Genomic DNA, 15598 nt, shown 5'->3' with positions numbered 1-15598 from the left:
GCCGCCGTGCCGCTGCATGATCTCCTCGAATTTTTCGAACTGCGGCAGGTCGAGCGGATCGGCATAACAGAAGGTCGTGACCACAAGCGCCACGCCGTGCTCCGCCGCGATGTTGAGCGCCTGACATCTGGTGGCATGGACCAGCTCCCAGAATCCGGGCGCACCGAACTCGAACAGGGTACGCGCGAGGTCAATCGCCGCATGATTGTCGAACAGCCGCCCCGGTACCAGTTGCAGCAGCGCTTTGGCGACGGTCAGTTTGCCGGCGGCGGGCGCGCCGTGGAGGAACAGCAGTTTCATGGGGCAATGGATATCGCGAATGGCGGGAGAGGGCGAGTAACGTTGGTTAGGAGACCGGCAACGGCGCTCCCCGGATGCTGCGCAGCGCGCCGCACATGCGGCGTGGTGCGCTGCTGATCCGGGGTCCATCGAGTGGTCTCCATGGGTGCCGGCTCTGCGTCGCACCGCCGAAGAGGCGCAGCGCCGCGTCCGGGACACGAGCGCGAACTTCTCCCCGCGCGAACATTTTCGCTTCGCTCTGCAGCACCGGCGCCACCGCATCGACCAGCCGCGCCGCGGCGGCGTCGACCGAAAGACCTGAGGTATCGACCACCGCGGACGCCCGCGCATAGAGCGGCTCGCGGCTCAGCAAGATCGTGCGCAATTCCGCCATCGCGGAGCGATCGTCGGCCATCGGGCGCAAATCGCCCTGGCCGCGCACCCGCGCCATGTGTTCTTCCGGCCGGGCCTTCAGCCAGATGGTGTAGAACGATTGCAGGATCAGGTCGAAGGTCAAGGGCTCGGAGACGATGCCGCCGCCGGTCGCCAGCACCATCAGCTCTTTCCGCGCCAGCAATTGCCCGAGGGCTGCCTGCTCCATGCGGCGAAAACCTTCCTGGCCGTAGAGAGCGATGATCTCGGCGACCGACAATCCGTTCTGCCGTTCGATCTCCTTGTTGAGTTCGACGAAGCTCCAGCCGATCTTCTTCGCCAGCATCTTGCCGAGGGTGGATTTGCCGGCGCCGCGCAAGCCGATCAGGGCAATGCCCGAAAACGACATCCGATGCGCCGATGCGCCGTGGCCCTGGCCGGACAGCGCCTCCCTGGCCTGCGCGATCTGGCCCGGGCTCGCCTTGCGCAGGAGGTCCCGGATCACGGGCCATTCGGGTGCCGGCTCGGTCGCGGGAATGAGGTCTTCGAGATGCGCGCCCATCGCATGCGACACCCGGCGCAGCAGCACGATCGAGACATTGCCCTTGCCGCTTTCGAGCTGGGCGATATAGCGTTCGGAAATGCCGGAGACTTTTGCGAGCACCTTGCGCGACATGCCGCGCAGAGCGCGCATGGTGCGGACGCGCTGGCCGAGCTGCTCGAGGAAGCCGGTTTCGGGATCGAGATTTTCGGTCATATCCCTTGTCGTATGTTTCGGCAGGCGGGCGGTCGCTTCGGAAACATAATGCCGACGAGGATTGACAGCAAGCGCATGTAGTGCATTTCTATGAATTATAATTCTTAATTCCAGGGAGGCACGTCGTGACACGCTTTTGCTTGGGGAGCGCGGCATGAGCGGCAGTTCCTACAACGCAGTGACCTGGCTGCTCGACCGCAACATCGACGAAGGCCGCGGGACCAAACTCGCCTTCACCGACACTGTCTCCGAATTGACCTACCGCGACCTGCAGCAGCAGAGTTGCCGCGTCGCCAATCTGCTGCGCCGGCTCGGCGTCCGCCGCGAGGAACGCGTGGCGATGATCATGCTCGACACCGTGGATTTTCCGGCGGTGTTTTTGGGCGCGATCCGCGCCGGCGTCGTGCCGGTGCCGCTCAACACGCTTTTAACCTCCGATCAATATGCCTATGTGCTGGCGGATTGCCGCGCCCGGGTGCTGTTCATCTCCGAGGCGCTGTTGCCAGTCGTGAAGGACATGGTCGGGCGGATGCCGGATCTCGAACATGTCGTGGTTTCGGGCCAGCACGCGCACGGCCACAAGAAACTGTCCGATGAACTCGCCGGCGAAAGCGGTTCATTCGCGACCGCAGCCACCCATTCCGACGAGCCGGCGTTCTGGCTGTATTCGTCGGGTTCGACCGGCATGCCCAAGGGCGTGCGTCATCTGCATTCCAATCTGGCGGCGACCGCGGAGACCTACGCCCGGCAGGTGCTCGGCATCCGCGAGGACGATGTGTGCCTGTCGGCGGCAAAGCTGTTCTTCGCCTATGGCCTCGGCAATGCCTTGACCTTTCCGATGTCGGTCGGCGCCACCACCGTGCTCAATTCCGAGCGGCCGACGCCGTCCCTGATGTTCGCGCTGATGAACCAATACAACCCCTCGATCTTTTTCGGCGTACCGACGCTGTTTTCGGCGATGCTGAATGACGAGGCGCTGAAGACGGCAGGCGGCGGCTCCCGCCTGCGGATCTGCACTTCGGCGGGCGAGGCGCTGCCGGAATCGGTCGGCAATGCCTGGAAGTCGCGCTTTGACGTCGATATTCTCGACGGCGTCGGTTCGACCGAATTGCTGCATATTTTCCTGTCGAATGCGCCTGGCGACATCAAATACGGCACGGCAGGCCGTCCGGTGCCGGGCTATCGCGTGCGGCTGGTGAATGACGCCGGCGACGACGTGCCCGATGGCGAAGTCGGCGAGTTGCTGGTCGATGCGCCCTCAGCCGGCGAGGGCTACTGGAACCAGCGCAGCAAGACCCGCCAGACCTTTGCCGGCCACTGGACCCGCACCGGCGACAAATACATTCGCGACGCCGACGGCCGCTACACTTTCTGCGGCCGCAGCGACGACATGTTCAAGGTGTCCGGCATCTGGGTGTCGCCGTTCGAGGTCGAGAGCGCGCTGATCACCCATCCCGCGGTGCTGGAAGCCGCCGTGGTGCCGGAAGCCGATCCGGAGGGTCTCCTGAAACCGAAGGCATTCGTGGTGCTGCGCGCCGGCGCCGGCACCGATGGCCTGCATGAGGCGCTGAAGGAGCACGTCAAGCAGAAGATCGGCCCGTGGAAATATCCGCGCTGGATCGATGTGGTGGATTCGTTGCCGAAAACTGCGACCGGTAAGATACAAAGGTTCAAGTTGCGGGAAGGTGACAAATAGTCCCCCGTCATTCCAGGGCGCTCGCAGCGCGAACCGCAGATGCTGAATTGCGCATCGGGGAATCCAGAGCGGCTGACATATAATCTCGGGATTCCGGATCAGTTTGCTATCGCAAACTGTCCGGAATGACGAGCGAGGAAACACCATGATCAATCTTTCCCCCTCCGGCTTCCTCAAGATCGGCGCGACCGATCTCGAATACCGCATGATCGGGCCCGCGCCGGACCAGGCGCCGACAATCGTCATGCTGCATGAAGGGCTCGGCTGTGTCGGGCTGTGGGGCGAATTTCCGGACAGGCTGCAGGCCGCCACCTCGGCCGGCGTGTTCGTCTACTCGCGTGCCGGCTATGGCGCCTCGACGCCATCGGCGCTGCCGCGCCCGCTCGATTACATGCATGTCGAGGCGTGCGAGGTGCTGCCCGGGTTGCTCGACGCCATCGGCTTTCGCAGGGGGATTCTCGTCGGCCACTCCGATGGCGCGTCGATCGCGGCGATTTATGCCGGTTCACATCAGGACCATCGCGTGCAGGGCGTCGCGATGATCGCGCCGCATTTCATCGTCGAAGATGTTTCAGTAAGCTCGATCGCCGAAATCAAGCGCGCCTACGAGACCGGTGGGCTCAAGGCGAAACTCTCGCGCTGGCACAAGGACGTCGACAACGCCTTCTACGGGTGGAACGACGCCTGGCTCGACCAGAAATTTCGTTCCTGGGATATTTCGGAGTATCTCGCCTATATACGCGTGCCGGTTGCGATCCTGCAGGGTGCCGACGATCAGTATGGGACAATCCGGCAGATCGAGATTGCGCAGGAAGAGTGCTATTGTCCGGTCGATGTGACGGATATTCCGGGGGCTGGACATTCGCCGCATCGCGAGGCGCCGGAGAAGACGCTGGACACGCTCTCGGATTTTGCAAGACGCCTTTTATATTCGCATGAAGGCTCGCAGGGGCGGGCCGCTTAAAAACATTGGTCAGGCGATGCCGCGATGAGCATCCCATCTTCATCAGGCGCCAGCCTGCCGCTGCCGCGTTGGGCCTATGTGCCCGGCGCGACCGCGGATGCCGACGCCGACTACGACACGCTGGCGCAGGTCATGGCGCTGGTGCCCTCCCGCTTCCGCGACTTCGTCCCGGCACGCCACCCGGCGCTGCGCTACGGGTTGGCGCTCAACGACCACGGCTTTTTCTGGGAGTCGCAGCAGGTTCTGGAAGCGGTATGGGCCGCGGCGCCGCAAGGCGGCCGCGAGCGGGTGCTGCTGCGCGCCTGCACCCAGATCGCCGGGGCCAATCTGAAACTGAGGATGCTGAAGCCGCACGCCGCGGGCCGGTTGCTCGGCGAAGCGCTCGGCGAACTCAGGAACCTCAGCCAGCGCAAGGCGGTGGCCGGTGGCGACGGCTTTGCAGATGGCTTCCCGACGGCTGCGCTGGCGGCGCTGCTGCAGGCAAAACTGGCGTTGCCGCAACTCTCCAAGGCCGATTGGGTGAAGATCGGCGCGGTTTCGCGCACATGAAACAAAATGCAGCTTTCTGCGTTTTAGGGTAGACCGCTTCAAAAACATGCATTATTGTTCATGTTGAGTAGCGAACCAAATCCCAAGAAACCAATCCAGGGGTGGCCCCATGGCTGGCGAAAAGCCTGGCGAAGATCGTGTCCTCGCAGGCGGTGCGAAGTACATCGATTTCCAGACCGACCCGTCGCGCTACCGGCACTGGAAGCTGGATGTCGAAGGCGATGTCGCGACCCTGACCATGGACGTCGATGAGAACGGCGGCCTGTTCGAAGGCTACCAGCTAAAACTGAATTCCTACGATCTCGGCGTCGATATCGAACTCGCCGACGCGGTGCAGCGGCTGCGCTTCGAGCATCCCGGCGTCAAGGTCGTGCTGCTGCGCTCGGCCAAGAACCGGGTGTTCTGCGCCGGCGCCAATATCCGCATGCTGGCCGGCGCCACCCACGCCCACAAGGTCAATTTCTGCAAATTCACCAACGAGACCCGCAACGGCCTGGAGGATTCCTCCGAGAATTCCGGCCAGCGTTTCGTCACCGTCATCAACGGCACCGCGGCCGGCGGCGGCTATGAACTGGCGCTGGCCACCGATCACATCATCCTCGCCGACGACGGCGCGGCGGCGGTGGCGCTGCCGGAAGTGCCGCTGCTGGCGGTGCTGCCCGGCACCGGCGGGCTGACGCGCGTCGTCGACAAGCGCAAGGTGCGCCGCGACCACGCCGATTATTTCTGCACCATCGAGGAGGGCATCAAGGGCAAGCGCGCGGTGCAGTGGCGGCTGGTCGACGAGATCGTGCCGAACAGCAAGCTCGACGCCAGGGTGGCGGAGCGCGCGAAGGAATTCGCCGCGGCGTCCAGACGCAACGGCAACGGCAAGGCCATCGCGCTGGAGCCGCTGTCGCGCAGCTTCGACGACGACGGCATCCGCTATGGTTTCGTCAGCGTCGATATCGACCGCGCACAGCGCATCGCCACCATCTCGATCCAGGCGCCGGAGACCGCGCCACCCGCCGATATCGACGGCATGATCGGGCAGGGCGCCGCGTTCTGGCCGCTGCAGGTGGCGCGCGAGCTCGACGATGCGATCCTGCATCTGCGGATCAACGAACTCGAGACCGCGATGCTGGTGTTCAAGTCGCATGGCGACCGCGCCCATGTGCTGGCCTGCGACGCCTTCCTGGAAGCCAACAAGGCGCACTGGCTGATCAACGAGATCAGGCAATACTGGAAACGGGTGCTGAAGCGCATCGACGTTACCTCGCGCACGCTGGTGACGCTGGTCGAGCCCGGCTCCTGCTTCGTCGGCACGCTGGCCGAACTGGTGTTCGCGGCCGATCGGTCCTACATGCTGATCGGCTCGCGGCAGGGCGATAACCGCAGCCCCCCGACCATCGAGCTTTCGGCGATGAATTTCGGGCCCTATCCGATGAGCCACGGCCTGACGCGGCTGCAGTCGCGCTTCCAGGCCGACCCCGAAGACGTTGCCCGCGCGCAGGCCACCATCGGCGAGGGGCTCGATGCCGAGCAGGCCGAGGCGCTCGGCCTCGTCACCTTCGCGCTCGACGATATCGACTGGGACGACGAGGTCAGGGTGTTCTTCGAGGAACGCACCTCGTTCTCGCCGGACAGCCTGACCGGCATGGAAGCCAATTTGCGCTTCGTCGGTCCGGAGACCATGGAGTCGAAGATCTTCTCGCGCCTGACCGCGTGGCAGAACTGGATCTTCCAGCGCCCCAATGCGGTCGGCGAGGACGGCGCGCTGCGCCGTTACGGCACCGGCCAGAAGGCGCATTTCGACATGACGCGGGTGTAGGAGAACAATTACCGCCGTCATCCTGAGGTGCGAGCGCAAGCGAGCCTCGAAGGGCGCTCGCACCTCAGGATGACGGTGGAACGAGTTGCGTTACAGAACCCGGCCCCAAGGAGCACGCCATGAACGTCAACATCATGAACGTCGACTACTCCACCAAGATTCCCAACAACGTGAATCTGAGCGAGGATCGGCAGGTGCTGAAGGCGCTGGAAGGCTGGCATCCCGGCTACATGAACTGGTGGGGCGACATGGGCCCCGAGGGCTTTCAGCAGTCGCTGGTCTATCTGCGCACCGCCTATTCGGTCGATCCGCGCGGCTGGGCCAAGTTCGACTACGTCAAGATGCCGGACTATCGCTGGGGCATCCTGCTGGCGCCGCAGGAAGAGAACCGCGTCATCCCGTTCGGCGAGAATTACGGCAAGCCGGCGTGGCAGGAAGTGCCGGGCGAACATCGCGCCATGCTGCGCCGCCTGATCGTGATCCAGGGCGACACCGAGCCGGCCTCGGTCGAGCAGCAGCGCCATCTCGGCAAGACCGCGCCCTCGCTCTACGACCTGCGCAACCTGTTCCAGGTCAATGTCGAGGAAGGCCGCCATCTCTGGGCGATGGTCTATCTGCTGCAGAAATATTTCGGCCGCGACGGCCGCGAGGAGGCCGACGATCTGTTGCGCCGCCGTTCCGGCGATGCCGATTCGCCGCGCATGCTGGGCGCCTTCAACGAGGCGACGCCGGACTGGCTGTCGTTCTTCATGTTCACCTATTTCACCGACCGCGACGGCAAGATGCAGCTGCACTCGCTCGCGCAGTCCGGCTTCGATCCGCTGTCGCGCACCTGCCGCTTCATGCTGACCGAAGAGGCGCATCACATGTTCGTCGGCGAGACCGGCATCAGCCGTATCCTGCAGCGCACCTGCGAAGCCATGAAGGCGGCCGGCATCAGCGATCCCACCGACGTCGCCAAAGTCCGCGCGCTCGGCGTGATCGATCTGCCGACCATGCAGAAGAAGCTCAATCTGCATTACACGCTTTCGCTCGACCTGTTCGGCTCGGAGGTCTCCACCAACGCGGCCAACGCCTTCAATGCCGGGATCAAGGGCCGCTACCGCGAGACCCAGATCGACGACGACCACCAGCTCAAGAACGACACCTATCCGGTGCTCAAGCTGGTCGACGGCGTGATCAAGCGTGTCGACGAGCCGGCGCTCACCGCGCTCAACATGCGGCTGCGCGACGACTACACCCAGGACTGCGCCAAGGGCATGCTGCGCTGGAACAAGGTGATCTCCACGGCCGGCTATGACTTCAAGCTGACGCTGCCGAACGTCGCGTTCCACCGCCAGATCGGCGAGTTCAGGGACATCAACGCCACGCCCGACGGGCTGCTGATCGACGACGCCACCTGGAACAAACGCAGGAACGACTGGCTGCCGTCAGTGGACGACGGCGATTTCATCGCCTCGCTGATGGTGCCGGTCACCGACATCGGCAGCTACGCCCCCTGGATCTCGCCGCCCAAGGTCGGCATCGACAACAAGCCCGGCGATTTCGAGTACGTGAAGATCGAGACGTGAGGGAGCGACAAAACCGGTCGTCATTCCGGGGCGCGCGAAGCGCGAGCCCGGAATCCATAACCACGACCGGGAGTATGGATTCCGGGCCTGCGCCAGGAGGCGCATCCCGGAATGACGGCGTTGGATTTGTACGGGTCAATCCCACCCGTCGCCCTTGATGCCTGGATTGGCGTAGACAATGCCGCCGTCGACCGCGATGGTCGCACCCACCACATAATCTCCGGCACGCGAGGCGAGAAAGATCGCGGTGCCCGCCATGTCCTCGTCGGTGCCGATCCGGCCCGACGGCACCCTTGTCGCCACCTCGTCGGCGTTGTCGCGCGCGGCCTTGTTCATGTCGGACCTGAACGGTCCCGGCGCGATCGCCGTCACCACGATGTGGTCGCCGATCAGTTTCGCGGCCATCCGGCGGGTCAGGTGAATCAGTCCCGATTTGCTGGCGGCATAGGAATAGGTCTCCATCGGGTTGACGAAGATGCCGTCGATCGAGGCGATGTTGATGACCTTGCCGGGCCGCTCGGCGGTGGCGGCGGCGCGCAGCGGCGCGGCCAGGGCCTTGGTCAGGAAAAACGGCGTCTTGAGGTTGAGGTTCATCACCTTGTCCCAGCCGCTCTCCGGAAATTCGTCGAACTCCGCGCCCCATGCAGCGCCCGCATTGTTGACGAGGATGTCGAGCTTCGGCTCGCGCTTCCTGATCTCGGCCGCCAGCATTTCGATGCCGGCCATGGTGGAAATGTCGATCGGCAGCGCGATGCATTCGCCGTCATAAGCGGCCGAAAGCTCCTTCGCGGTCGCCTCGCAGGGCCCGGCCTTGCGCGCGGTGATGTAGACCTTCGCGGCGCCTTGCGCGAGAAATCCGGCCGCGATCATCCGGCCGATGCCGCGCGATCCCCCGGTCACCAGCGCGACGCGCCCCTGCAGCGAAAACAGATCCTTGAACATGCGTTTCTCCCCTCGGATTTGCCGAGGGTTTTGGGCGCGAGCGGAGGATGAGTCAAGAAACCGGTATCTGATCGCCCCATCCTGTGATGACAAGGTCTGAACAGGCTCGGCGACTGCGACTACTCAGGCTTACGCCGCGTCGATCCGGCGAAACCCGTTGCCAAAGGCGGTCGCGGCGCCCGAGGTCAGCACGGGTAGGAACCGCGCGTCCTGGAAGTTGCCGTTGAGCGAGACCCGCTGCAGCGCGGTCAAATGATCGGCGCTCTCGGGAAAGATCATGCCCGGCCGCGTCGTCACCGCGGTCTTGAAGCCGCTCGCGCGCGCCAGCGCGAATTCGCGGGGGCCGGCGGCGATCCTGTCGCCATAGGGATAGGCGAAGTGGAGGACGGGACGCTGCAGGGCGCTTTCGATCCGGGCGCGGCTGGCGGCGATCTCGTGGGCTGCCGTTTCCTCGGTCTGCCTGGCGAGATTGCAATGCGTGATGGTATGCGCGCCGATCGTGACCAGGGGATCGGCGGCGAATGCTCTCAGTTCGTCCCAGGACATGCAGAGCTCGCGGCAAATGGCGGCCTCGTCGACGCCATGGCGCAGGCACAACGCGCTGATTTCGCGCGCAACGTCGGGCTCGCCCGGTAACGAGCGCAGCCAGTCATGCATCCGTTCGAACGCCTCCTGCTTGGCGGCTATCGTAGAGGTATCGATACGGGTCGCAACGTCGCCGATCGCGGCCTCGATCGAGGACGCCCCGGCGATCACCCGCTCCAGCGCCGCCCACCACAGCCGCCCGGTGCCCTCGGCAAAATCGCTGGCGACGTAGACGTTCAGGGGTGCGTCAAACTCCCGCATCACGGGCAGCGCGAAATCCCGGTTGTCGCGATAGCCGTCGTCGAGCGTGAAGCAGGCGAAGCGCCGCGAAAAGTTGCGATCGGTCAGCCGCTGATGCACCTCGTCCATGGTCACGATGTCGATGCCGTGCGACCGGAGATGCCACAGCATCCTGCGCAGGAACTCAGGCGTGACCTCGAGGTGGTAGTTGGGCTGGAAATCGGCGTCGCCACGCGGCCGGACATGGTGCAGCATGAAAATCGCGCCGACGCCCGCGAACAGCGGCCGCATCAGGTGATGTGCACCGGTAAAATACAGCGCTTCGAGACCGGCGCGGATGACGTTGTTGCGGAATTGCTTCATTCTGGAGCTGGCTGGTTGCGACCTGATTCCGACCCTATCCGGTGAGCGCTGAAGAAACAGTTAGAAACAGTTGGTCGGAATGGCGTCGCGTTAGCGGACAATTTTCGTGTTATTTCCAGTTTGACAGTCCCGCAAGGGTTTGTTTTCTCTCTGTTCTCCAGTGCTGGCGTCCCCTTGTTGCCGAAGTTCGTGTCAGGGGTGCTGCGATAGCTCACGAACTTCGGAAACGGGGCGCCAGGCCCCGCAGGATGCCAATGCGCGGATTTTTCAGGTGGAGCAGCAAGTGGTGGCCGGGCACAATTCCACTGGCCGTCTTTTGGGCAATAGCGGCCTGGACCAGCACGGCACCCCTGGAAGCCGATCTGGCCGCGCGCGCCAATGCCGCACTCCGGGATACCGTGCTCGACAAGGTGCGGATGGCGGTCGCCGGCCGCGACGTCACCTTCGCGGCGGACGCCTTCTCGGAAGAAGGGCGTCGCAGCGCGGTGGCGTCGGTCGAGGCCGTCCCGGGCGTGCGGCGGGTCGACGATCAGACCCGGCTGGTTCCCGAAGCCAGGCCGTTCGTCTGGTCGGCCGAGCGGGATGTCGCTCGGGTCACCCTGGGCGGCAGTTCGCCGCTGCCGGCCATCAAGAACCGGTTGCTGGAGGCGGCCCGCGCCGGTCTCGGCGGCGTCGAGGTGGTGGACCGGATGAATTTGTCGCGCGGCGCGCCGCCGCGTTTCGACAATGCCGCGCTGCTGCTGCTCGATCAGATCGGGAAATTGAAGGACGGCAAGGTCACGATCTCCGATACCAGGGTCGGTCTTTCCGGCATGGCGCGGGATCTCGGCGGCCGGGAAGCGATCGCGGCTGCGCTCCGAAATCTTCCCGAGGGTTTTTCGGTCGCCGCCAACGAGGTCAAGGCGCCGCCCTATGTGTTCCAGGCCTACAAGGATCCGGTCGCGGTGACGCTGACGCTGACCGGCTATGTGCCCGACAATAACGTCCATGCGGCGGTCGCGGCCGCGGCCGGCCGCAAATTCCTGCGAGAAAAGGTGGTCGACAACCTGAAGGCCAGCGTCGGCGCGCCCACGGGCTTCGCCAATGCGGTGGTGCCGGCGCTGGGCGCGCTGGCGCGGCTGTCGACCGGCACGCTGGTGGTGTCCGACCGGGAGGTCAAGCTGTCTGGCGACGCGCTCTATGAAGCGGCTGCGGTTCAGATCCGCGCCGGCCTCGGCAAGGATTTTCCGCAGGGCTGGCAGTTCAAGCCGGAAATTTCGGTCAGGCCCGCGGCGGCGCCGGTCGATGCCAGCGTCTGCCAGCAGCTGTTCGCGGATTTGCTGGCGAAGGCGAAAATCAGTTTCGAATCCGGCCGCGCCGACATCGATCCGGATTCGGTGGCGCTGCTCGACCGCCTGGTCGAAACCGCGATGCGCTGTCCGGCCGTCAACATCGAGATCGCAGGGCATACCGACGCCGACGGCGAGGTTGCCTTCAACCAGGGTCTGTCGGAAAGGCGTGCGCAGGCCGTCGTCGATTACCTGGTCAAGGCCGGCCTGCAAGCCGGCAGGTTTACGCCTGTCGGCTATGGCAGCACCCAGCCGCTGGCCGGCAATGATACCGACGAAGGCAAGGCGCAGAACCGCCGCATCGATTTCGTGGTGAGGAAAGGCGAATGACCTATCTGGCGACGTTCCACTGGGGCTGGCTGCTGGCGTCGCTGTTGCTCGGTCTCGCCATGGGCTGGATCGCGGTGGTCCAGCACGGCCAGGGCGTTTCGAAGACCACCGTCCGCTGGCTGGCGGGGCTGGCTGCGGCGCTGGTCGCGGCGGCGCTCACCCATGTGATTCCCGGCCGCTTCGGCTATTGGCTCGACCTCGGCCTGATCATGTTCGCCATGTATCTGGCCGGCTGCGCGGGCGGATCCTGGCTGCGCGACCGGGTGGTTTCGCGGCATCGGGCATGATGCGGACCGGAAGGCCGCTTGCGCGCCACTGGAACCGGCCTTGCAGCGGCGTCTGCGCGGCGCTTGCCCGGAGATCACGAAACCTTCACAGCTGCCTGCGCAGGCTTGCGGGCACCGGGCCTTTCAGCCGCGGCGAATGCAGCAAATCTGTGCATCGGGTGTCACGAATGCTTCTTAATATGTTGAAGGCGCGCGTTTTATTCGGTCCGGGCGAATTCCACTCCGGCTCAAAACGCGCTACCAGTTCGGGTCGAGGAACCAGCGTGGCGCCGGGGCGGCAAAGATCGCCGGGCAGCCGCTTGTATGGGATCGCACTTAGAGGTGGAGATGCTTGAAACAATACGCAGGGCGATTTCGTTTCTGCGCCAGAAGCAAATCCTGCACAAGCTGGGTGTTGTGGTCAGCATCACGATCATCGCGATCGCGTGCTACGTGCTCTACCATATGCTGCGCACCATCGATGCCGGCGAGGTGGTCGAGGCCATTCGGCGGATCGAGCCGCGGCAGGTGGCGCTGGCGGCGCTGTTCGTGGCGGCGGGCTATTTCACCCTGACATTCTACGATCTGTTCGCGGTTCGCACCATCGGACGAACTGACGTCCCTTACCGAATCACCGCGCTCGCGGCGTTCACCTCCTATTCGATCGGGCACAATGTCGGCGCCAGCGTCTTTACCGGCGGCGCCGTGCGCTACCGGATCTATTCGGCGTGGGGATTGAATGCGATCGACGTCGCCAAGGTCTGTTTCCTGGCCGGCCTGACATTCTGGCTCGGCAATGCCGCGGTGCTGGGGCTCGGCATCGCCTATCATCCGGAAGCGGCAGCCGCGATCGATCAGCTGCCGGTGTGGCTGAACCGGCTGGCCGCGTTCGCCATTCTCATCGGGCTGGCGGTCTATGTGGCCTGGGTCTGGATCCAGCCGCGAGGGGTCGGACGCGGGCCCTGGACCGTGACGCTGCCGGGCGGTCCGCTGACGCTGCTGCAGATCGGCATCGGCATCGTCGATCTCACCTTTTGCGCGCTGGCGATGTACGTGCTGGCGCCGGACCAGCCCGATGTCGGCTTCATCGTGGTTGCGGTGGTCTTCGTCTCCGCGACGCTGCTGGGCTTCGCCAGCCACTCGCCCGGCGGGCTCGGGGTGTTCGATGCCGCCATGCTGGTCGGGCTGTGGCAGATGGACCGCGAGGAACTGCTCGCCGGCATGCTGCTGTTTCGGCTGCTCTATTACATTACGCCGTTCGTCCTGTCCGTAATCCTGCTGACGCTCCGGGAAGTTATCCTGGGCACCCGGCTGAAGCGGCTGAACCTGAAGACGGGTTCCGACCCGGTGCCGAAACACGAAGCCGTATATGTGCGCGAGCGTGGAGACACCGGCGCCTGACGATACGGACCCGAACCGGAAGGAAGTCGGCCCGATGGCGATAGAGCAATCCTCTCCTTCCTTCTACGCGCCGTGGCCGGACCGGCTGCGGCATTCGGCCATCATCCTGCTGGCCGCGGCGCTCGCTTTGGCGGTGCTCGTGGTGTTCGGCGATCTTGCGATGGTCCGCGCCGCCGCGGCCTTCATCTGCATCGGCGCGGCCGCGCTGGTGCCGTGGCGACTGCACGATGTCTCGGCGTCGCGCGAAGACGTCCGCGCGGTCAATCCGGTAGAGGCCGCGGCGGTCGCCGCCGTGGTCGCCGGCATGCCGGATCCCGCCGTGCTGCTCGACCGCGCCGGCCGCGTCCTCCACCTCAACGCGGCGGCGGCGCAGCTCGCGCCGGCCCTGCGCAGGAACGAACTGGCGCAATTCGCGCTGCGCTCGCCCGAGATCATCACCGCACTGCGCGAAGCCATCGCGACCTCGGAGACCAGGCGCGCCACCTATCTGGATCATGTGCCGGTCGACCGCTGGATGGAACTGATCATCACGCCGGTGCCGGTGCCGACCCTGTTCGGCGGCGCCGACAAATGCATGCTGATGACGTTCCACGATCAGACGCCGCTGCGCCGGGTCGAGGAAATGCGCGCCGACTTCGTCGCCAATGCCAGCCATGAGCTGCGTACCCCGCTGGCCGCGCTGTCGGGCTTCATCGATACGCTGCAGGGGCCGGCCAGGGACGACGCCAAAGCGCGCGAGCGCTTTCTCGGCATCATGCACAACCAGGCGAAGCGGATGGCGCGGCTGATCGACGATCTGTTGTCGCTGTCGCGGGTCGAGCTTTCCGCCCATGTCCGCCCCGATGCGCTGGTGGACCTGGTCCCCATCATCCGCCAGGTGGCGGACGGGCTGGAGCCGCTGGCGAGCGAACGCCAGGTCGTGATCGAGATCGAACTGCCGGAGACGCCGGTTTCGATCGCGGGCGATCGCGAGGAACTGCTGCGGCTGTTCGAGAACCTGATCGAGAACGCCCTGAAATACGGCGCGTCGGGCGGCAGGGTTGTGGTTTCGCTCAGCCAGTCGCTGCCAGGTGAGGTCGCCCCGGAAGTGCGGGTCATGGTACGCGATTTCGGTCCCGGCATCGCGCCCGAGCATCTGCCGCGGCTGACCGAGCGGTTCTACCGGGTCGATGTCGGCGACAGCCGCGCCCAGGGCGGCACCGGCCTCGGCCTGTCGCTGGTGAAACATATTCTGAACCGCCATCGCGGCCGGCTTCTGATTGAAAGCGTGCCGAAGCAGGGCGCCACTTTCACCGCCGCATTTCCCCAGGCGAAGACGCCGGAAGCGACCTGAAACGATGCTTCGGGTCAGCGCGATCCCTGCATGATGAGTTTGAAACCGGCGAGGCACAGCTCCGCGCCGCCGAGATTCCCGTCAGTGGGGACGCAGCCCTTCCACGCCTCGCAAGACAGCAGCTTACCCCTTGATTTACCTGTCGTTAACCGCCGTCGCGACCGGTTTTGTGTCCAGGCGAGGTGCCATCTTTGCTGTCATTTTTCCCCAGGCGAAGGTGTTTGAAATAGATATATGTAAGTATTTTCAATAGCTTGATGCTGTCATCCAAGTGTCACGAAACCTTCGTAAAAGCTGCGTGTACCGCCCTTAAACGGGCGGCGTGAGCGCGGTCGGGCGCGTTAGGCGCTTCGCTCACACAATGGAGACAACCATGAATTTCATGAAAGCTATCGTCGCTGCCGGCCTGGTGGCCGCTTCGACGTCGGCATTCGCTGCCGACATCACCGGCGCGGGCGCGACTTTCCCATTCCCGCTCTATTCCAAGTGGGCCGACGCCTACAAGAAGGAGACCGGTGTCGGCCTGAACTATCAGTCGATCGGTTCCGGCGCCGGCATCAAGCAGATCATGGCGAAGACCGTGACCTTCGGCGCCAGCGACATGCCGCTCAAGCCCGAGCAGCTCGAAAAGGAAGGCATGATTCAGTGGCCGCAGGCGATGGGCGCTCTGGTGCCGGTCATGAACCTCGAAGGCATCAAGCCGGGCGAAATGGTGTTCACCGGTGAACTGCTCGGCGACATCTATCTCGGCAAGGTCAAGACCTGGAACGATCCGGCGATTGCCAAGCTCAATCCGAAGCTGAAGCTGCCCA

General features: G+C 64.5%; 12 protein-coding genes and 2 pseudogenes. 10 read left to right on the top strand and 4 right to left on the bottom strand.

Going from position 1 to position 15598, the window contains the following annotated elements; all coding sequences use genetic code 11:
• Together Q8R73_RS11100 and Q8R73_RS11095 are read right to left on the bottom strand one after the other, a co-directional pair.
• Positions 1–300: pseudogene (locus Q8R73_RS11100) on the bottom strand (hypothetical protein); the annotation flags it as partial.
• 220 nt (positions 301–520) lie between these two features.
• A pseudogene (locus tag Q8R73_RS11095) lies at positions 521–1564 on the bottom strand (helix-turn-helix transcriptional regulator); the annotation flags it as partial.
• Between Q8R73_RS11095 and Q8R73_RS11090 the strand changes: the two are divergent.
• The 5 genes from Q8R73_RS11090 (at position 1563) to boxB (ending at position 7998) form a co-directional block, all read left to right on the top strand.
• Positions 1563–3104 carry a benzoate-CoA ligase family protein gene (locus Q8R73_RS11090; protein WP_305719588.1) on the top strand — a complete coding sequence of 514 codons (1542 nt, stop codon included), beginning with the start codon at positions 1563–1565 and terminating at the stop codon, positions 3102–3104. The pseudogene Q8R73_RS11095 and the gene Q8R73_RS11090 sit on opposite strands and share 2 nt — an antisense overlap.
• A gap of 145 nt (positions 3105–3249) precedes the next feature.
• Complete coding sequence (locus Q8R73_RS11085; protein ID WP_305719587.1) at positions 3250–4068, top strand: alpha/beta fold hydrolase; 819 nt, start codon at positions 3250–3252, stop codon at positions 4066–4068.
• Positions 4069–4092: 24 nt separating this feature from the next.
• Entirely contained in the window at positions 4093–4617 is a 525-nt protein-coding gene (locus Q8R73_RS11080; protein ID WP_305719586.1) for a DUF309 domain-containing protein, read from the top strand.
• Positions 4618–4726: 109 nt separating this feature from the next.
• Positions 4727–6427, top strand: coding sequence for a 2,3-epoxybenzoyl-CoA dihydrolase (gene boxC, locus Q8R73_RS11075; protein WP_305719585.1), 1701 nt, complete (start codon positions 4727–4729; stop codon positions 6425–6427).
• Positions 6428–6546: 119 nt separating this feature from the next.
• Positions 6547–7998 carry a benzoyl-CoA 2,3-epoxidase subunit BoxB gene (gene boxB / locus Q8R73_RS11070; protein WP_305719584.1) on the top strand — a complete coding sequence of 484 codons (1452 nt, stop codon included), beginning with the start codon at positions 6547–6549 and terminating at the stop codon, positions 7996–7998.
• Between the two features lie 135 nt (positions 7999–8133).
• Here boxB and Q8R73_RS11065 read toward each other — a convergent pair whose 3' ends face one another.
• The gene (locus Q8R73_RS11065) at positions 8134–8940 is read right to left on the bottom strand and encodes an SDR family oxidoreductase (RefSeq protein WP_305719583.1); all 807 of its coding nucleotides are present in this window, start codon (positions 8938–8940) and stop codon (positions 8134–8136) included.
• Positions 8941–9069: 129 nt separating this feature from the next.
• Positions 9070–10128: a polysaccharide deacetylase family protein gene (locus Q8R73_RS11060; protein ID WP_305719582.1), complete on the bottom strand. Its 1059-nt coding sequence runs from the start codon at positions 10126–10128 to the stop codon at positions 9070–9072.
• A gap of 254 nt (positions 10129–10382) precedes the next feature.
• Between Q8R73_RS11060 and Q8R73_RS11055 the strand changes: the two genes are divergently transcribed.
• From Q8R73_RS11055 to Q8R73_RS11035, 5 genes are all read left to right on the top strand, one after another.
• Complete coding sequence (locus tag Q8R73_RS11055; protein WP_305719581.1) at positions 10383–11786, top strand: OmpA family protein; 1404 nt, start codon at positions 10383–10385, stop codon at positions 11784–11786.
• Positions 11783–12073 carry a hypothetical protein gene (locus tag Q8R73_RS11050; RefSeq protein WP_305719580.1) on the top strand — a complete coding sequence of 97 codons (291 nt, stop codon included), beginning with the start codon at positions 11783–11785 and terminating at the stop codon, positions 12071–12073. The genes Q8R73_RS11055 and Q8R73_RS11050 overlap by 4 nt, the downstream gene beginning before the upstream one ends.
• Before the next feature lie 327 nt (positions 12074–12400).
• Positions 12401–13453: a lysylphosphatidylglycerol synthase domain-containing protein gene (locus tag Q8R73_RS11045; protein WP_305719579.1), complete on the top strand. Its 1053-nt coding sequence runs from the start codon at positions 12401–12403 to the stop codon at positions 13451–13453.
• 34 nt (positions 13454–13487) lie between these two features.
• Positions 13488–14786, top strand: coding sequence for an ATP-binding protein (locus Q8R73_RS11040; protein WP_305719578.1), 1299 nt, complete (start codon positions 13488–13490; stop codon positions 14784–14786).
• A gap of 373 nt (positions 14787–15159) precedes the next feature.
• A partial coding sequence (locus tag Q8R73_RS11035) for an extracellular solute-binding protein (RefSeq protein WP_305719577.1) occupies positions 15160–15598 on the top strand: 439 nt, incomplete at its 3' end.

The sequence above is a fragment of the Bradyrhizobium sp. genome, from assembly GCF_030697065.1.
Classification (GTDB): domain Bacteria; phylum Pseudomonadota; class Alphaproteobacteria; order Rhizobiales; family Xanthobacteraceae; genus Bradyrhizobium.
This window is presented reverse-complemented; position numbering and strand designations above follow the sequence as displayed.